At 48.2% G+C, this 18,482-nt stretch carries 14 protein-coding genes; 6 read left to right on the top strand and 8 right to left on the bottom strand.

The annotated features are described in order from the left end of the window. Nucleotides 1–7 precede the first annotated feature (7 nt). Nucleotides 8–2,530 carry a cation-translocating P-type ATPase gene (locus tag RS889_RS18540; protein ID WP_315708315.1) on the bottom strand — a complete coding sequence of 841 codons (2,523 nt, stop codon included), beginning with the start codon at nt 2,528–2,530 and terminating at the stop codon, nt 8–10. 299 nt (nt 2,531–2,829) lie between these two features. Between RS889_RS18540 and RS889_RS18535 the strand changes: the two genes are divergently transcribed. Continuing rightward, on the top strand, nt 2,830–3,756 hold the full coding sequence (locus tag RS889_RS18535; protein ID WP_315708314.1) for a cation diffusion facilitator family transporter: 927 nt from the start codon (nt 2,830–2,832) through the stop codon (nt 3,754–3,756). A 207-nt stretch (nt 3,757–3,963) separates the two neighbouring features. On the opposite strand, the gene RS889_RS18530 is transcribed toward RS889_RS18535, so the two are convergent. The 7 genes from RS889_RS18530 to RS889_RS18500 form a co-directional block, all read right to left on the bottom strand. After that, nucleotides 3,964–5,271 (bottom strand): cytosine permease, encoded by a 1,308-nt coding sequence (locus RS889_RS18530; RefSeq protein WP_315708313.1) that lies wholly within the window; start codon nt 5,269–5,271, stop codon nt 3,964–3,966. A 13-nt stretch (nt 5,272–5,284) separates the two neighbouring features. Then, nucleotides 5,285–5,974 (bottom strand): helix-turn-helix transcriptional regulator, encoded by a 690-nt coding sequence (locus RS889_RS18525; protein ID WP_315708312.1) that lies wholly within the window; start codon nt 5,972–5,974, stop codon nt 5,285–5,287. A gap of 29 nt (nt 5,975–6,003) precedes the next feature. Further along, nucleotides 6,004–6,417, bottom strand: a complete 414-nt coding sequence (locus tag RS889_RS18520) for a GNAT family N-acetyltransferase (protein ID WP_315708311.1) — start codon at nt 6,415–6,417, stop codon at nt 6,004–6,006. Between the two features lie 431 nt (nt 6,418–6,848). Beyond that, a complete protein-coding gene (locus RS889_RS18515; RefSeq protein ID WP_315708310.1) occupies nt 6,849–7,664 on the bottom strand; it encodes a sulfite exporter TauE/SafE family protein in 816 nt (271 codons plus the stop codon). 40 nt (nt 7,665–7,704) lie between these two features. Next, nucleotides 7,705–8,127: a DUF6691 family protein gene (locus tag RS889_RS18510; protein WP_315708309.1), complete on the bottom strand. Its 423-nt coding sequence runs from the start codon at nt 8,125–8,127 to the stop codon at nt 7,705–7,707. A 53-nt stretch (nt 8,128–8,180) separates the two neighbouring features. Further along, nucleotides 8,181–8,609 (bottom strand): YeeE/YedE family protein, encoded by a 429-nt coding sequence (locus RS889_RS18505; RefSeq protein WP_315708308.1) that lies wholly within the window; start codon nt 8,607–8,609, stop codon nt 8,181–8,183. Next, nucleotides 8,599–8,955 (bottom strand): metalloregulator ArsR/SmtB family transcription factor, encoded by a 357-nt coding sequence (locus tag RS889_RS18500; RefSeq protein ID WP_315708307.1) that lies wholly within the window; start codon nt 8,953–8,955, stop codon nt 8,599–8,601. The genes RS889_RS18505 and RS889_RS18500 overlap by 11 nt, the downstream gene beginning before the upstream one ends. Before the next feature lie 130 nt (nt 8,956–9,085). Between RS889_RS18500 and RS889_RS18495 the strand changes: the two genes are divergently transcribed. The 5 genes from RS889_RS18495 (at nt 9,086) to pigC (ending at nt 18,418) form a co-directional block, all read left to right on the top strand. Further along, entirely contained in the window at nt 9,086–9,946 is an 861-nt protein-coding gene (locus tag RS889_RS18495; RefSeq protein WP_315708306.1) for an MBL fold metallo-hydrolase, read from the top strand. A 47-nt stretch (nt 9,947–9,993) separates the two neighbouring features. Further along, nucleotides 9,994–11,658, top strand: coding sequence for an FAD-dependent oxidoreductase (locus tag RS889_RS18490; RefSeq protein ID WP_315708305.1), 1,665 nt, complete (start codon nt 9,994–9,996; stop codon nt 11,656–11,658). Between the two features lie 921 nt (nt 11,659–12,579). Continuing rightward, on the top strand, nt 12,580–13,740 hold the full coding sequence (gene pigA / locus RS889_RS18485; RefSeq protein WP_315708304.1) for a prodigiosin MBC biosynthesis dehydrogenase PigA: 1,161 nt from the start codon (nt 12,580–12,582) through the stop codon (nt 13,738–13,740). After that, nucleotides 13,737–15,749: a prodigiosin MAP biosynthesis oxidoreductase PigB gene (gene pigB, locus RS889_RS18480; protein WP_315708303.1), complete on the top strand. Its 2,013-nt coding sequence runs from the start codon at nt 13,737–13,739 to the stop codon at nt 15,747–15,749. Before pigA ends, pigB begins: the two co-directional genes overlap by 4 nt. Next, entirely contained in the window at nt 15,746–18,418 is a 2,673-nt protein-coding gene (pigC, locus tag RS889_RS18475) for a prodigiosin ligase PigC (RefSeq protein ID WP_315708302.1), read from the top strand. Before pigB ends, pigC begins: the two co-directional genes overlap by 4 nt. Nucleotides 18,419–18,482: the final 64 nt, after the last annotated feature.

Below are 18,482 nucleotides of genomic sequence, written 5' to 3'. Positions count from 1 at the left end.
GAATTTATTATTTTTTTAACTTATCAATAAATATATCAACGATTTTTCCCCCCAGCGCTGCACACAGACTGCCAGTGATGACACAGACGATGACCAGTGCATAATATTTTGTTTCCGGTGGAAAAAATCCAAATAAAGCAGCTAGCGTCGATTGATGAATAATCAACAGCATGAGTCCCAGTGAACCGGCAGCCACACTGACAAATTGCCAGTTTACCGCCATCCAGTGCGAGTCAAGATCCCGATTGACGTAAACCAATCCCAGATTTCCCAGCACTAATGTCAGGAAGCCGAGCGTGCGAGCTTCGGCCTCTCCCATTCCAATTGTGTGCGCAATCCAATAGGTCAACCCTGTTGCAGCAAAGACGGACGCACCTTGAGCCACACTGTGCAGCAGTGTTCTTTTGCTGAACAGTTGCATTCCCTGTGAACGAGGGGGTTCATGCATCAAGCGTTCGGGGGCGGTTTCCGCCTCGAAAACAATGGAGCAGGTTGGACTGATCACCAGTTCCAGAAAGGCGATAAGTGCCGGTGTCAGCATCATCGGGGCGCCGAAGAGCAGGGGCAACATGGCAATACCGATGATCGGTAGATGTGCGGCGATAGCATAGGTAATTGCTTTGACCAAATTATGGTAGATGCACCGCCCCATACGCATGGCCTGAACAATAGCCGCAAAGTCGTCCGCGACCAACACCAGATCAGCGGCTTGTCGCGCTACATCGGTACCGCGGCTGCCCATGGCGATCCCAATATGTGCGGCCTTCAGTGCCGGTGTGTCATTAACGCCGTCCCCGGTCATGGCGACGACATCACCGCCGCGCTTAAACGCATTCACCAATCGTAACTTTTGAATAGGGGCGATACGGGCAAATATATTGACGCTGCTGACTTTCAGACTGAGTTCTTCATCGGTCATGTTTTTCAGCTGGTCGCCGGTGATAACCTGTGATGATGGAATACCGGCTTCATCAGCAATGGCCCGGGCGGTAGCCGGGTGATCTCCCGTGATCATGACTACACGTACCCCGGCGTTATGGCATGCGGTAATGGCTTGCGGCACTTCTGTTTTCAGTGGATCAGCCAACCCGACCAGACCGAGTAACTCAAAGACAAAGTCGTGCTGAATCTCAGGCCAGTTTCCGTGATTATGTTGTGCCCGGGCTACCGCCAGCACACGTAGACCGTGTTTGGCCATTTCATCAGCACGCGCCAACATAGCCTGTGACGCTTGCGGCGGCAGATGACAAAGATCAGCCACGGCTTCAGGCGCACCTTTACAGGCGACCGGGAAATGCTTGAATCCAGGCGCCTGCCAGAGATGACTCATGGCCAACAGGTCTGGGGCAATTTCATATTCCCGCGCCAGGACCCAGTTATTGTGCAAATGTTCGGTACCTGAGAGTTGTACTTTCCCAATCTGATGAATAGCCAGTTCCATTGGGTCCAATGGCTCAAGTTCGCTGGCCAGAATGCCGTACTCCACCAGTTCATGGAATGCCTCTGGCAATGTGCTGGCCTGGATTTCATTAACATCTAGCAGATCATCGCCCACCGACAGCATTCTTACCGCCATACGATTACGGGTGAGTGTGCCGGTCTTGTCCACGCACAACACGCGTGTTTCACCTAACGTTTCGATGGCAGAAAGCCGGCGGGTCAGTACACCGTGTGTGGCAATCCGCCGTGCGCCGAGTGCCATAAATACGGTAAGAATGACGGAGAATTCTTGAGGCAGTAGACTCATTGCCAGCATGATCCCGGCAAGAAAGCCTTCTACCCATTGGCCGCGTATAAGACCTATCAATAACAGAACGATAAAGCTGACTGCTCCGCCAAATAGAGTAAAGCGCCGGATGAAATGACGAATTTCCTGCTGTAAAGGCGAAGGAGTGTCTTCCATTTCGGCCAGACTGGTGCCAATTTGCCCCAACTGCGTGAGCGTGCCTGTAGCCGTTATTTGCAGGATGCCTTGTCCTCGAGTGACGACGGTCCCGGCACAAAGATCGGCACGAGTACGGGGAGCATCAGCAGACAAGACAAATTTGGCAATCGGGACAGATTCACCGGTGAGCAGTGATTCATCGACAGCAAGCTCATGCGCGGATAGCAGCTGACCATCGGCCGGACAACGCTCGCCTTCACCTATTTGTATTACATCGCCGGGAACCAGATTTTCTGCTGGGATCTGTTGCCATTCATCATCACGCAGGACGTGTGTGTGGGGCGAGGACAACTCTTTCAATGCGGCTAGCGCCCTGGCGGTTCGGTGTGACTGCAAGGCGGTGACTACCACAATGATAAGCACAAAACCCACCAACAACATGGCTTCGTGAATATCACCTAGCAACATGTAGATAGCGCCTGCTGCAATCAACAGCAAAAACATCGGTTCAGTCAATGTTTCCCGCAATACCATCAAAACCGGGTGGGGTGGTTTGGCCGTCAATTGATTTGGGCCGAACTTTGACAGTCGCAGATCAGCTTCCCGGGTGGTAAGGCCGGTGAAATGCTGGCGGTTTTTATTCATGTTAAATCCAGAAGATACGACTTATTAAAGGATAGACTATGGAGGGTGTAACAGCGCAGTTTACAGAACAAATAAAACCCCAGATAATAAGCATCGCCGTTAACCGGTGGGTTATCACTTTGGACAGCAATCCCAGTCCTAAAACTGGATTGTCATTCAGAGTCGTAGCCATTCAATATTTCCTTCGATGTGCTGCATCTCTGTGACGCTGGTGTGGTTTTGCCGCGGTAAACCACACTCTGAATAATTACCATAAGTTAATCACTAATTATCAATGCTGGTTTTAGCAGGAATATTTTATGGAAAAAGAGATGCTATTTGATGAACACGACACCAAACAGTCAGAACGTTTTAACGCTGCCCGTAAAAGTACCTGGGTCAGTGTCGTTGTAAATGTATTTCTTACTCTGGGTCAGGTCACGATCGGCGTATTCTCTGGTTCTCAAGGTCTTATTGCCGACGGTATTCATTCATTATCTGATCTGGTCGCTGATTTTGTGGTTTTGGTCGCCAATCATAAAAGCAAGAAAGAAGCTGATGATGACCATCCTTACGGTCATCACCGTTATGAGAATGCGGCATCTCTCGCGTTGGGGACGTTGCTGCTGGTCGTCGGTATAGGAATGCTGTGGTCCGCTGGTCATAAAATTCAGGATCCGGCATCTATCCCACAAGTTCATATCATTGCACTGTGGGTGGCACTGGTGGCGCTGGTATCTAAAGAGCTCCTTTTTCGCTACATGCTGGCTGTGGCAAAGCGGGTCAGATCAAGCATGCTGGTCGCCAATGCCTGGCATGCTCGTTCGGATGCCGCCTCGTCCCTGGTTGTCTCGGTGGGTATCATCGGAAACCTGATGGGATTCACACTACTCGATCCGATCGCCGCATTAGTTGTGGGTTTGATGGTGTCGAAGATGGGTGCGGCTTTCATGTGGGATTCGTTGCACGATCTGATGGACAGAGCCGCTGATTCGAAAATAGAAGAAAAAATCAAACATACCATCCTGGCAACCGAAGGTGTATCCGGCATTCACGATTTGAAAACCCGTAAGATGGGCGATCTGATTATTGTCGATGTGCATTTGGAAATTGATGGCACATTGTCAGTCAGGGAAGGTCATGATATTGCTGTTGCTGCGAGGAAAGCGGTGCTGGATAATTTCTCCGTTCTGAACATGATGACCCATGTCGATCCTGTTGAGGTAGATACCAACGCCAGCAGATAACCTACCGGTTTGCGTTTTATGACCAGATGTACATCGCAGTGATAATGGGGGGATCGTAAAGACGCTGCAAGTACATCCTGGTAAGCTCAAGCCGCGCCATCCCTGGCGCTGATGCTTTACTCTTCTCTCCCATTATCACCGTTGAGACTATCTCATGAAGGCCTCAATCTGAGCGGTGCTTAATATCCTCATAGACTCCGTGTATGCTCAAGTTTCAGTACGTTGCTCGTGTTCAACCGCGCCAGCGAGGGCGTGCTTTTTAAGTAGCCAATACATAATACTGGCTACCAACAATGAATTAAGGGCCGGTATTCCCCATTCGATTGCGAACCCTATTACGCCACCGACAATACTTGAAATGATCGCGGCCCAACCAATGCGCGGTGTTTCTGTTATCTCCGGGAGTTTCCCTGTTCGCCGACTCTCTGTCAGCAGTTCTTGATGGGACTGCAAAATATAATAGTCGACCAACATTATTCCGATAATGGGGGGGAAAAGAACGCCGAGCAAAGTGAGGAAATCAACAAATCGGTCTAAAATGCCAATCACAGAAAGAAACGTTCCAATAAAACCAATAACCAATGTTATCGACATATAGCTGAGCTTCTTTCCTGTCATACCTTCTACAGCATTAGCGATTCCTAAGGATGATGAATAAAGGTTGATGTCGTTGATCCTTAATGTAGAGAAAATAACCACGATAAGACCGATCCCGCCAGCCGTTTGGGACATAATGGTCACGACGTCAGCAGTATTTAACGCTCGCGCAATTAATATTGCTAACCCGTTAACAATGAACTCACCAACAATAATCGACATGATCGTCATCCAGAATACATGCTGCCCTTTTTTTGAATAGCGCGTCATATCTGGCGTAATCAGGCTGGCGACAATACAACCGCCGACCACCATTGTGGCACCAGCACTAACAGAAATTGGCACGCCTGGTGGTATCGAGCTAATGAGCTCATTAATGCCATGCCCGGCGAGTGTCATTGTTGATATATACCCAACAATCAATATGAACATTGGCACGGCTATTCTTGCGGTAAATCGCAGTGCTTTAAAGCCGAAGGCCACCAAAAAAGTCAACGCGATACCGGATATTGCCGCTGACCAGCCGAAGCCGAGACGGTTATTCAAGGCGAAATTGAGCGCTTTGGCGAAAACGGCATTCTGCACCCCGAACCAGCCGACCAGACTTACCGCAATGACGACGCCTATCAAGACTGAACCTAAACGTCCGAATCCGCACCATCTCGCGAGTACGCTACCTGACAGCCCCTCTTTCATGCCAGCATAACCAAGTCCTAACGTCACCACGCCAAAAATAAAACTGCCTATCAATATCGACAAATAGGCATGACTTAAGGTCATCGAATTACCTAATACCGCCCCGAGCATGAATTGATCCAATGCCGTCAGCATGCCGATGTGAACCAACGCCACATTGAAAAATGGCAATCTCATGTCCAGGGGAACTCGACTGACTGGATAATCATCTATCCTTTCCATTTAAGTAATCTCCTTAAATAAATTGCACGCCTTTGGATATCAGGGAATCAGGAATATAATTATTCAATCCTAGGTGATAACAGAACTCTTCAAACTGATGCAGTGAATGTACACCGGCCTTTTGATACATGTTATATATCCTGTTCTCTATTGTTTTATGTGAGACATTGATTTTTTGCGCTATCTGTTTGCTTGAAAATCGCTGCAACATCCAAAAAATAATATCAAACTCTGATTTAGTGAAAATAGTTGTGGTCAGCTCTGTTTTTAATGTTGTCGGCTTTTCCTTGTTGATATATATCAGCGGAGAGAGTGTGTCGAGTTGTTTGGAATTCCACAGTGTTCCAATACATTTCTTATCGTTATCAAAGATGGGTATTTTTTCGCTAATAAACGGCGTCAATGTTTTTTTTCCATACCAATAATGAGTCTCTATAATAGCAACGCGTTTTTTACTCTTTTCTGTGCGCCGGTCATGTTCTTTGAAGTCATCGGATAGTTCAGCCCATTCGGCCGGAAATTCCTCATCAAATCTCCCTTCTATATCAAAGTGTCGCGGTGTGTTGGTGTAAAGATATGCCGCTTTATTCATATAGATGTGCCGTGATTCTAAATCTTTTATACCCCACGGCTCATTTAATCCTTCCAGTAAAGTAATCAGGTTACTGATATAATCTGTAATGGTTTTCTCTGACGGTGGCATCCCGTCCTCCTTTTATAATGAGAGTTTACTCATTGAATACGCTTGGATAAATAGTGACGAGTGTGTCGATGGGCGAATCCTGACAAGTTTCCATACTCACGGTATCCTCGTTTTTCGTAAAACCCTCGGGCCTGGAAACTAAACGTATCGACATAAGCCATATGACAACCACGTTTTAGCGCTTCTTCTTCTGCGTTTTGCATGAGTTGACTACCCAACCCGCTTTTCCGGTACTTCTCACTCACCCACAAATACTGAATATCAAGCCCTCCCCACCATGTCCTGGCCACTAATCCGGCGATGATGTTGTTATCATCGTCCGTGATGGTTAAAAACAGGGGATGAATATCTACAGCATCATATTGTTCATTGTGCTGCCATAAACTTTTAATAACATAATCTTCCTCTTTTTGATTAGGTGTGTCGGTAATATTCAAATTCATTCTTATTTTAATCCTGAAGTGTCATTGATCTTAATACTCACTCTTGTGAGTGCTTCCTGATACCACGAAATATTTTTTATTACAAGAGAGATGTCTACTCGTTTCAATCTGTGAAGAGGGTGGTATTGTGAAATAATATTGCGGTAAAAATAGTATTGTCTATTTTTACTATGAGATAAAATAATTAAACTAATAATACTAACAGCCATGAACTATTAAAACGGCAATACTTATCCTCACCAGGGAAAGTATTTAACAGGATCAAGTAACGGCTATCCAGAGGGGTATTTAGTTTATAACCAGGGGCGAGTAATTGAGCGCGACCAACATACAGGTAACCTGAACGATGAAGGAGATATATAAACTAAATAACCACCTGAAGCTTCTGAGGGATATTATCTGGCGGTGGTTTAACCACCGTCAAAAAGTGGTCAGGCGGCAAATCTAACTATCGTGGCATTTATCGCCATCCCCAGTGCCACAATGATCAATAATCCGGCAAAACTGAGTTGAGCGATATGATCAGGCAAATAATTGCCGATTTTCCGACCAATGAACATGCCAGCAGCCGTGCTGAGTGCGAACCATACGGTCATGGGGAGCGGCAATGATGCGCCATGCATAACAGTGGTAACAATACCGCCGGAACTTACCAGCGCTATGACTAGCAGTGAAGTAGCGATACAACCGTGGATGGTCAAGGGGGTAAATTGTCGCAGCAAAGGGACGATAATAAATCCGCCCCCAACAGCTAATAGCCCAGTCATAAATCCGGTAATGGCACCAAAACTTAAAAACAGTAACCAGGTCCACATCGTCCATACGAATCGTTCAGTATGTTCATCTAACACGACACGATAAGTGGTGATCTCTTGTGTGTCCGTCGTGGTTTTTTTGTGTTGGCTGCGCAGTAAACGAACGGCTACCACGATCATTACGGCGGCGAAAAGTAAGGTAAGTAGCGTGGGGGAGGTGTGGCGAGCGACAAAAGCGCCAGCAGCGGTGACCGGAATACCGGCCAATGCCATCACAATTGCGGCACGATAGCGCACCAGATTCTTGCGCCAGGCTTCGACGGCACCCAGGGCGGCGCTTCCGGCTACCGCGACCAGGGCGACAGGTGCGGCCTGTGGGAGGCTCCATCCCATGCCAATAACCAGGGCAGGAACGGCAAAAATACCGCCGCCTGCACCGGTTATCCCTAAAATAGCCCCCACACACAAACCTAAAACTAATGAAATGAACATGTTTTTTCCTGAGCGAATGAACCGGTAGGCGTGGGCATGATTAATGTCTTTGTCTGGTTTTTTCCAATTGTTCAAAAATCAGCATGCCGGCCAGCATTGCCACCACAAATACGATGCCTTTGGTCGCACCCGTACCGAGCAGCACCAATGCTGGTCCGGGACAGATTCCTGCCAATCCCCAGCCGAGACCAAACAGAATGGCGCCCCCCACCAACCGCTTATCGATATGTGTACGGGTCGGTAAACTTATCGGTCCGCCATAAACTGACTGCGTTCGACCTTTGACAAAACGAAAAGCAAAAAAAGCGACGCTGATTGCGCCTCCCATAACAAAAGCCAATGAGGGGTCCCAAACACGAGTGATGTCTAAAAATCCAATAACCTTGGCGGGATTTGCCATCCCACTGACCAGTAGCCCGATGCCAAATAGGACCCCGGCCAACAGTGAAAAAAGTAAGTTCATACGGATCCTTTAACCGATTCTCGGTGTAAATAGTGTGAATAGATAATTGGGGGTTAAATTTGCGAACCCATTAGCCAGACGGTGATAAAGGCCACCAACATAAAGGTGAGTGTGGCCACCAGAGAGCGCAATGATAAACGCGATAACCCACACACACCGTGACCACTGGTACAGCCGGAACCATAACGTGTACCTATTCCGACCAGTAATCCGGCGGTGATCAACACTGGCCAGGGGGCGTCGATCTTACTGGCAGGTAAGGGGGCGACCAGACTATACAAGACGGGTGATGCGATGATGCCGATCAGAAAGGCGAGTCGCCAGGTGCGATCCGTCGTTTTTGGGGAGAGTAACCCGCCCAGGATGCCGCTTATCCCTGCTATGCGCCCACAGAAAAGGATCAATATCCATGCTGCAAACCCAATCAACATTCCTCCGAGAAAACTCATCAATGGCGTGAACTGCTCAATATTAATGGTCATGACCTGTGCCTTCTGTTTCATCTTTTGGACAGTAAAGTTGATATAACGTATTGAGTAAAACGAGGACTTTCGGGTCATCAATACGATAGAAAATCTGTTTTCCTTCACGACGCGTTGCAACCAGTTGTAACCGCCGCATCACGCCTAACTGCTGTGATAATGTTGGTTGATAAATACCCAGGGCCGCTTCCATTTCACCTACTGATGCCTCTCCCTGGCTGAGATGACACATCAACAGCAGACGATCATCATTAGCCAATGCACGTAATACCGTGGTGGCTGTTGCGGCGGCGTCGCGCATTTTTTCCTGGTCAATTTTTTCCTGGCTAATCGTCGCGTTATCCATAGGGATCCTTTCAAACTAAGGTATAGTTCAACAAAACACTTTACAATGTTATATAATATAATATCGTATATTTAATTCAAGTCTTGTTGTTTAAGGCAATAGACCGGAACCCGCCAGTAAGGAGTTAACCATGACACTACATATCGAGGGTTTTTTCGACACTGCCACCAGTACTGTCAGTTACGTTCTTTATGATCAGGCTGGTGGTCATGCCGCGATTATTGATCCTGTTCTGGATTACGATCCCAAATCTGGACGCACGCATACCGCATCCGCTGATAAGTTAATTGATTATCTGGCAAAACATAGTATTGCCGTCGATTGGCTGCTGGAAACCCATGCTCATGCGGACCATCTCTCAGCGGCGCATTATTTACGCGAGCAGGTCGGTGGGAAGATCGCCATAAGCGAAAAAATTGTTGAAGTACAAAAGATCTTCAAGGATATCTTTAACATTGAACGCACATTTTTGCCGGATGGTTCGCAATTTGACCATTTGTTGAAAGACGGTGAAATGCTGTCAGTCGGTCAGTTATCGTTGCAGACGATGCATGTGCCCGGTCATACCCCGGCGGATATGGCATTTCATATTGATGATGCCATTTTCCTGGGGGATACCCTTTTCATGCCGGATGTCGGCACGGCCCGCTGTGATTTTCCTGGCGGCGATGCCCAGGCGCTCTATCGTTCCATCAGAAAAATCCTCTCTTTCCCGGCAGATACACGTCTGTATGTGTGTCATGACTATCCGCCGTCCGGCCGTGGCCCCCTATGGAAATGTACGGTCGCAGAACAACGCGCGCATAACATTCATGTCCATGATGGCGTGGATGAGGCAGCCTTCGTAGCGCTTCGCCATGCGCGGGATGAAACCCTGCCGATGCCTATACTCTTGCTACCTTCTGTCCAGGTAAATATCCGGGCTGGTACGTTCCCGCCAGCAGAGGAAAATGGCGTCAGTTACTTAAAGATTCCCTTAAATCGTTTGTAATCGAGAAAAATTGTTTTTATCTCCAAGATATAAAAAAGGAGTTTGCTGTGAGTCAAGTTAAAATCGTTATCGTGGGTGGGGTTGCCGGCGGTGCTTCTGCGGCGGTCAGGGCCAGGCGCTTATCTGAAACAGCCGAAATCATTCTATTGGAACGTGGCGCCTATGTTTCTTTCGCCAATTGTGGCCTGCCCTACCACATCAGTGGGGAAATCCCTGAACGCCAACAACTTCTGGTAAAAACACCGCAGGATTTTACCCAACGCTTCAACATTGATGTGCGTGTTGAACATCAAGTGTTAAATATTGATGCTGCCAAACGAGTGATACAGATTGAAAATAAGCACACCGGTGAGATATACAGCGAAAATTATGACCAACTGCTGTTAAGCACGGGCGCCAGTCCTATCATTCCGCCGTTACCGGGTATCACGCTTCCTGGTGTGTTTACTCTACGAGCTATTCCCGATATGGATGATATTCTGGCGCATATCCAGCAACATAAGGTGACGCATGCAACGGTGGTCGGCGGCGGCTTTATCGGTCTGGAAATGATGGAGTCCCTGGTACATTTGGGGCTCAAGGTCACATTGCTGGAATTGAGTTCACAAGTCATGGCGTCTATTGATATCGAGATGGCGTCCGCATTACATCAGGTGATCCGCCAGAAGGGGGTGGACTTGCGTTTGCAATCCGGCCTAAGCGCGATAAAACAGATCGATGATCACGATGGTTTGCAAATTACACTAAGCAATACGGAGCAGTTGACTACTGGCATGGTACTGCTGGCTATCGGCGTTAAGCCCGACACCCAGTTGGCCAAAAGCGCCGGATTAACATTGGCAGAGCATGGCGGTATTCAGGTTGATGAGTTTATGCGGACATCTGACCCGCATATTTATGCCGTCGGTGATGTTGTCGAAACCGCAGAATGGGTGACGGGTAATGCGATGCTGGTCCCTCTGGCCGGCCCTGCCAACCGTCAAGGGCGTATCGCCGCCGAGAACATGCTGGGTGGTGAGCGTCGCTACCAGCGCAGTCAGGGTACGGCTATCTGTAAAGTGTTTGATCATGCTGTTGGCAGTGTGGGATTGAATGAAAAAGCGCTGGGGCGTTTACAAATGGACTACCAGAAGGTGTATATCCATACACCCAATCATGCGAGTTATTATCCTGGCAGTTCTCCGATTTCATTCAAGTTGCTGTTTAATCCCATTACTGGCGATATTTTCGGGGCGCAGGCGGTGGGCAAAGCTGGCATTGATAAATGTATTGATGTGATAGCGGTGGCACAGCGGGCACATCTGAAAGTTCAGGATTTGGAATACCTTGAGCTTGCTTACGCACCTCCTTTTAATAGTGCGCGTGATGTGGTTAACCAGGCAGGTATGCTGGCGAGCAACGTGATTAATGGTGATACCAAGATTTGCCATGTCGCCGACATTGTGAATATTGACCATCAGCGACAGTGCTTGCTGGATATACGTACCTCGCAAGAGTTGAAAACGATTGGTACATATCCAGCAGCATTACATATCCCGGTTGATGAATTACGCGGTCGCTTAAATGAACTACCGAAAGACAAGGAAATTCTAATCGGTTGTCAATCGGGTTTACGCGGTCATGTTGCCTATCGGTTACTCACGCAACATGGCTTCCGCGCCCGAAATTTGTCCGGGGGATATAAAACCTACAGCCTGATGTTGTCCGCCTGAACCATTAGCGTTCGGATTAATCATTGGCATGATGGCAGGTATAGGGGCCGTCATGCCAAACCAGATGATGTAATATAAAAATACGATTTCACTGTGTGAGTGCAATAACTGATATTTTTTCGCTTGCCGCCATCCTGCAACTGAAGTTATCCAGATCATATATATTCATTATTATGTAATATGCTTATTTGTTCAATATTTCGAACATCGGGTAATTACTTTTTACCATTATTGTATTTTATTGTTAGATGAAGTTATTTATTTTATTGTTTTAACTCCGGAGTTTATTAAACTATAAGTTTAATGATATTGTAATATTTAAATAATATATGGCAGTAATGTTTTGTATAAAATACGATATTAATCCAACTGATCAGTTAACCCTTTATTCAGGAAAAACCTCACGCACAGGCACATCGTAATCTATAAATTTATATCATGATATGGTCACTGTCTGCCTCGATACGCCAATTCTTCTTCACCAGGTTGTAACAATAAGCGCAATAAATCCCTAACTGATGGCTTTCGGTCATTGGTGCCGTTTCCGCGTCGGTTTGACAATGACATCCATTTACTTGCAATAAAAATACTTAGCTAAATCAATATTAAGCATGCATCAATGTTCTCACTGCGTTGTAAGTCAAAAAGACGTCAAACGCTTATGTAAGATCTGGATTGTTTAATATTTGTTTATTGAAAGTGTAATTTGTAAAATATTGTGTATTATTGTTTTATTAAAAATTTATTATATATCAAAGGTTAACCCATATGTTAAGTGTGGGTATATAACCATGTTACTGGTAACTGGAAAGCTATTCACATTACGACGTATTTTCCAGTGTTGCATTTTGTGCTCATCAACATTAAAGATAATAGCGAAGTCAATTAACCGTTGTAGCAATGGAAGCAATGGAGTGTTTTATGGATTTTAACCTATCAAATAGTCAGTCAGATATATATGAGTCAGCGTATAGATTTGCTTGCGATGTATTAGATCAAGATGCACAAACACGAATATCACAGAAGATTTTAAGCACTGAATTATGGAAAAAAGCTGCTGCTTATGGATTTGCACATGGTCCGGTTTCTCACCAATTTGGCGGCTCTGAGCTGGGAGCGCTTGATACTGCATTGATGATCGAGGCCCTGGGAAAAGGAAGCCGTGATATTGGATTATCGTTTTCATTATGCGCCCATTTATGCGCTTGTGTTATTCCTCTCTATCGTTTTGGTTCAAGTGAATTGAAAGATAAATATCTTGAATCGTTGGTGACCGGGAAATTAATTGCAGCAAATGCGGCCACCGAACCTGATGCAGGTTCCGATATTTACAATATGAAGGCGACAGCCCAACCCTGTGAAGGGGGATATATTCTTAATGGGAAAAAGATTTTTATTACCAATGCGCCGATTGCCGATGTATTTATCATCTATGCGAAAACAAATCCTGATCACGGGTTCCTGGGCGTGTCGGCCTTTCTTATCGAGAAAGGCACGCCCGGCCTGAACGTAGGGGAGGTGATCCCGAAAGATTGTCTTTCTAATTGCCCCTGGAGTGAGATCGTTTTCAACGACATTTTTATTCCTCAATCACAGCGTATCGGGATGGAAGGTGCGGGCGGGGCTATTTTCCATGATTCAATGATTTGGGAAAAAGGCTGCTTGTCGGCCCTGTTTGTGGGGGGATTGGCGCGCCTTTTAGAAACGACCCTGGAGTATGCCAAAGCGCGCCAGCAATTTGGTAAGGCGATCGGTCAGTTCCAGTCTGTCTCTAATCGAATTATCGATATGAAACTGCGTCTGGAGCAGTGCCGGTTGATGCTCTATCGCGCCTGTTGGAAACATGATCAGGGTCAGGATGCCGAAGCCGATATCGCCATGAGTAAACTGCTGATTTCCGAGTACGCGGTTCAATCCGGTCTGGATGCCATTCAAACTTTTGGCGGAGCAGCGATGGATCAGGAACTCGGCCTGGTTCGCCATCTTTTGAATATGATCCCGAGTCGAATTTTCTCCGGTACCAATGATATCCAGAAAGAGATTATTGCCCGTAAACTCGGTTTAAGGGGAACATCATCATGATTATTCAACGGCTCTTCGGCATCCTCTACATACTTGCCGGTTTGGCGAAAGCTTTCCCGCAATTTGAGAATGTTCCCGCTGTTCTTCGGCAGGCGGCAATTGCCAACCAAGGAACCTGGTACGCGGCGGCGAGTATCTGGCTGGGCGCACATGGTGATGTGATCAATATCCTGGTGGGAGTGGTGCTGTTTGGGTCGGGAGTGATATTAATACTCAACCCACTCTGGACGACGCTGGTGATCTACGCCCAGCTTTTGATGATGGCTGTCTTTGTGGTGATTTTGCATCAGTCCCAGCCCCAGGTCATGTTGCTGGATGGCGTATTTGCGCTGGCCGCGCTTTACATGCTGCGCGGTCAGTATCACCGTAAGCCTAAGCCGCGAACCTTCCCGACCACGTCTTTTTCGCTGCCCACACCCTCTTCTGAATCATCGTTTTCTGCTCCCTTGGGTGATGAGTATGATGTCGTGATTATCGGCGGTGGCGCCTCCGGACTGACGGCGGCCAGTGAATTTACTCATGAACGGGTGTTGGTGCTTGAAAAAAGTTCAACTTTCGGGGGGAATGCCCGTTACCACACCTTTAACCGGTTAAAGCATCCCACCGCCGGTGTTTGTTTTCAAGAACCGTTTCCCGGTTCGAATATGCTGCGCTTACTGAAAAAGATTGGTCTGGAGGGAAAATACAAGTCCAACGAAAAGGACACGCTGGTCTTTTTTGATACCTTTTTATTGCTCAAATGCTTAGGTGAAATTGTGGTCGGCTTTATTAAGCAACCACGTTATCTGCTCAAACTCTCGGTCTGGGGGCTGACCAGCCAGCTTTTTCTGCATGCGATAATTGGTAAACCCTACGTGGTAGCGGCCAAACAACTTGGTGACCCGATCTTTGCCGATCTTTATACCTTTCTGGATAAGTTCTCTCCTCGTGGCGACTTTTATCCACGCCTGCCCTGGACACCGAACGGTTCCTGGAGCAAAGCGCATATGGAGTTGCTCGATAATATTTCCCTTTACACCTATTTGTTTGAGCCGGATAAGCTTGGCCGGTTACCGGAACAGCTGCGGCCACCCGCCAGACTGGGCAAACTGGTTGAGAATGCAGTATCCACCACCTTGCGGGTTGAGTGTCTGGATATTCATGATGTCTCTGCCTATGTCGGTTTGCACTTTCTGGTGGGCTATCTGCGCGGAAACCTGGTCACCTTGCCTGGCGGTAATGGCAGTATCAGTGCGGGGTTGTGTAAGTATCTAAGCCATCAGCGCAATGTCACGTTGCAAAACCATGTCCAGTTGACAGCGGTTGAGCCGCAGCGCAATGGTGCATGCATCCAGTTCACGATCAATGGCCAACCCCGCCAGGTGCAGGCTCAACAGATCATTTGGGCCGCGCCTAAAACGCAACTTGCCACATGGCTACCGGGATTGCCAGCCAAACAGTTGGCGGCCATCAAGAACATTCGTCATGAAGACTACTATCTGGCGAATGTATTCCTGTCAAAACCGGTGCTGGGTCATTCGTTTGGTGGCTATATGATCGAACCGGACAGCAATAAAGATCCATTCTCTTGGTGTAAAGCGGGGACTTGCCTGGTGGCCAACTGGATGGACGATCATGCTGACGTGGATGTGGGCGTGCTGACATTGCTTAAACCCACGACTCGCTCAGAGCGGCAAGACCGTACCGCACAGAATGCGTTTTTAGCGCTACAACAGCAAACCTATGCCGAAATTGCCAAGGTTCTGCGCAACATAGGGATTGGTGCCGAGGTTATTGAGGATATCCAGATCTGGTATTGGCCCGCAGGGCTGGTGACGTCGGTAGTGGGGCAACAGGCTGAAGGCGTATTCGAAACCGCCCGTCAGTCATTTGAAAATATTCATTTCGCTAATCAGGACAGTGTCGGCGTCGGCAATATCGAGAGTGCCATCCTGTCGGGACTTGATGCAGCCAACGCGGTTAAAGCGCAACTCATGGATACGGAAAATGCCGTGGAGGTGGCGGGATGAATCAACCACTGGTTGTTGAAATATCCGGTGATAAGGCGCTTGAACATCACCACTTGGGCGGTAAGGGTTATTCACTCAACAACCTGATTCATGCGGGCCTGCCAGTACCCTCGGCATTTTGTGTGACGGCACAAGCCTACCAACAGTTTATTGAAGAGGCGGTGCCTGGGGTGGAATTAACTGACGGCGACCTGATTGCGGTGCGTGACGCCATCCTGCATGCCGATATTCCCGACTCGCTAAAGCAGGCTATCGGTGATGCTTATCAACACCTGGGCCATGACACGACCATTGCGGTTCGTTCTTCGGCATTGGATGAAGATGGCCAACGTCAGTCATTTGCCGGGCAGTACGAGACTTACCTGCATGTGAAGGGCTCAGAGGCAGTGTTGCACAAGGTCCAGGCTTGTTGGGCGTCGCTTTGGGCTGAACGAGCGGCTCAATATCGTCATGAACCTGCGTCGCACAGTGCCATTGCCGTGATTCTACAAGTGATGGTTGATGCCGATGCGGCGGGCGTGATGTTTACTCAGGATCCTCTGTCAGGGAGCACCGATAAGGTGGTGATTGACAGTTGTTGGGGGCTGGGGGAAGGCGTGGTTTCCGGGCAGGTCACCACGGATAGTTTCACGCTGGATAAAGCCACCGGCGAGCTATGTGATCAGCAGATTCGCCATAAACCGAGTTACTGCCAGCGGGACGAACATGGTCTGGTGACACTGTTGCAAACCCCGGAGGCCAAACGGGATCTCCCCAGTCTGACGCCGGCTCAGTTGCAACAGTTGGTCACGCTGGCCAGACAGGCCCAGCTTATCTACAGCACCGAACTGGATATTGAATGGGCGGTGAAAGATGACAAAGTCTGGTTATTACAGGCGCGTCCGGTAACCACATCGGCCAAAACGGCTAACGTTATCTACGCCAATCCGTGGGAGAGCGACCCGGCTGTGAAGGAGGGCGCTTTTTTCTCGCGGATGGATACCGGAGAGATTGTGACGGGGCTGATGACGCCACTGGGGTTGTCATTCTGTCAGTTCTATCAAAAGCACATTCATGGCCCAGCCATCAAGACCATGGGGCTTGCCGATATTAGTCACTGGCAGATCTATATGGGCTATATCCAGGGCTATGTCTATCTGAATATTTCCGGTTCGGCCTATATGCTCAGGCAGTGTCCACCGACCCGTAATGAAATGAAATTCACCACCCGCTATGCCACGGACGAGATCGATTTTAGGGACTATAAAAACCCCTATGGCGAGGGCGTGCAGGGCTGGGACTATGCCAAGAGTTGTTGGTACTGGCTAAAACAGCAAGTCCGTAATATGCGCAGCGCCGCCAGGACCGTCGAGCAGATGATTGCTCTGCGTCAGGACGAAACCACACGGTTTCTGGGGCTTGATCTGACCGCCATGACGCTTCAGCAGTTGGACCAAGAGCTGCAACGGATTGACCGCTTTTTTCTCGATAGCTGTGCGGCGTATATGCCTTTTTTCCTGCAATCATTTGCCCTTTACGATGCGCTGGCGCAAGCCTGTGAACGCTATATCAAGGATGGTAAAGGTCTGCAAAATCGCATCAAGGCGTCAATGAATAACCTGCGCACGATCGAAGTGACGCTCGGTATCATCAAATTGGTTGCGACGGTTAACCAAAAGCCTGAATTAAAAGCGTTATTTGAACAGCATCGTGCCGATGAGTTAGTCACCTTGCTACCTGTCCATGACATATCCCGTGCTTTCTGGCAGGGTGATTTTGAAGATTTTCTGGTTGAATTTGGTTCTCGCGGTCGCCAGGAGTTTGATCTGAGTATCCCGCGTTGGCGTGATGACCCGAGTTATTTATTGCAAGTAATGAAGATGTATTTGCAACACCCGGTAGATTTGCACAAGAAGCTCAGGGAAACGGAACTGCTGCGTCAGCAGGATAGTGAAGCACTGTTCAGTGCGATGTCCTGGTCGGGCCGTTTCAAGCTCAAAACCCTCATCAAGCTGTATGGCATGATGGCCGAACGTCGTGAAGCGACGCGGCCAACGTTTATCACCGAAACCTGGTTCTACCGTTGCATCATGCTAGAAGTTCTACGGCGTCTGGACGCGCAGGGGATTGCCAGTAGTGCCGATCTGCCCTATGTCGATTTTGAACAGTTTCGTGCGTATGTGGCGGGGACCATCCCAGCTGAACAGGCGTTTTCCAAAGCGCGGCTCGATCAGAATCGCCATCAACATTTATTCAATTTACATGCCGAAGAACCGCCGATGGCGATTGTCGGTCCCTATACCCCCAAAGTGAAAGCACCCACGCAGGATGATAAAACCATCCGGTCACTCACTGGCCTGGCGGCCAGTCCTGGCAACGTAGTGGCCAAAGCGCGGGTGATTACTGACTTGCAGGTCCAGGCCGGTGAGTTCCAGCCAGACGAAATTCTGGTTGCTCGTTTTACCGATGCCAGTTGGACGCCGTTATTTGCCCTGGCGGCCGGTGTTGTCACGGATATTGGTTCCACACTTTCACACAGTTGTATTGTCGCGCGTGAGTTTGGGATCCCCGCCGTGGTGAACCTGAAAACCGCCACCCAGATGATCAATAGTGGCGACATGTTGATCCTTGATGGAGATAGCGGGACGGTCATTATCCAACACCAAGAGGAGCGCAACCATGACGGTTAACCGGGCTGTCACGATCTGATTTAACTCACTGTAATGAATGCAATACAACGATGGCGGTGCGAGT

Origin of the sequence: Brenneria uluponensis, assembly GCF_032395385.1 — a bacterium.
Lineage (GTDB): Bacteria > Pseudomonadota > Gammaproteobacteria > Enterobacterales > Enterobacteriaceae > Prodigiosinella > Prodigiosinella aquatilis.
The sequence above is the reverse complement of the archived record's forward strand: the minus strand, read 5'-3'. Positions and strand labels throughout refer to the sequence as shown.

Coding starts and splice junctions, on each gene's coding strand:
- pigA (WP_315708304.1), top strand. CDS start 12,580: ATGGATTTTAACCTATCAAATAGTCAGTCAGATATATATGAGTCAGCG.
- RS889_RS18505 (WP_315708308.1), bottom strand. CDS start 8,609: ATGACCATTAATATTGAGCAGTTCACGCCATTGATGAGTTTTCTCGGA.
- RS889_RS18535 (WP_315708314.1), top strand. CDS start 2,830: ATGGAAAAAGAGATGCTATTTGATGAACACGACACCAAACAGTCAGAA.
- RS889_RS18525 (WP_315708312.1), bottom strand. CDS start 5,974: ATGCCACCGTCAGAGAAAACCATTACAGATTATATCAGTAACCTGATT.
- RS889_RS18520 (WP_315708311.1), bottom strand. CDS start 6,417: ATGAATTTGAATATTACCGACACACCTAATCAAAAAGAGGAAGATTAT.
- RS889_RS18495 (WP_315708306.1), top strand. CDS start 9,086: ATGACACTACATATCGAGGGTTTTTTCGACACTGCCACCAGTACTGTC.
- pigC (WP_315708302.1), top strand. CDS start 15,746: ATGAATCAACCACTGGTTGTTGAAATATCCGGTGATAAGGCGCTTGAA.
- RS889_RS18540 (WP_315708315.1), bottom strand. CDS start 2,530: ATGAATAAAAACCGCCAGCATTTCACCGGCCTTACCACCCGGGAAGCT.
- RS889_RS18530 (WP_315708313.1), bottom strand. CDS start 5,271: ATGGAAAGGATAGATGATTATCCAGTCAGTCGAGTTCCCCTGGACATG.
- RS889_RS18515 (WP_315708310.1), bottom strand. CDS start 7,664: ATGTTCATTTCATTAGTTTTAGGTTTGTGTGTGGGGGCTATTTTAGGG.
- RS889_RS18500 (WP_315708307.1), bottom strand. CDS start 8,955: ATGGATAACGCGACGATTAGCCAGGAAAAAATTGACCAGGAAAAAATG.
- RS889_RS18510 (WP_315708309.1), bottom strand. CDS start 8,127: ATGAACTTACTTTTTTCACTGTTGGCCGGGGTCCTATTTGGCATCGGG.
- pigB (WP_315708303.1), top strand. CDS start 13,737: ATGATTATTCAACGGCTCTTCGGCATCCTCTACATACTTGCCGGTTTG.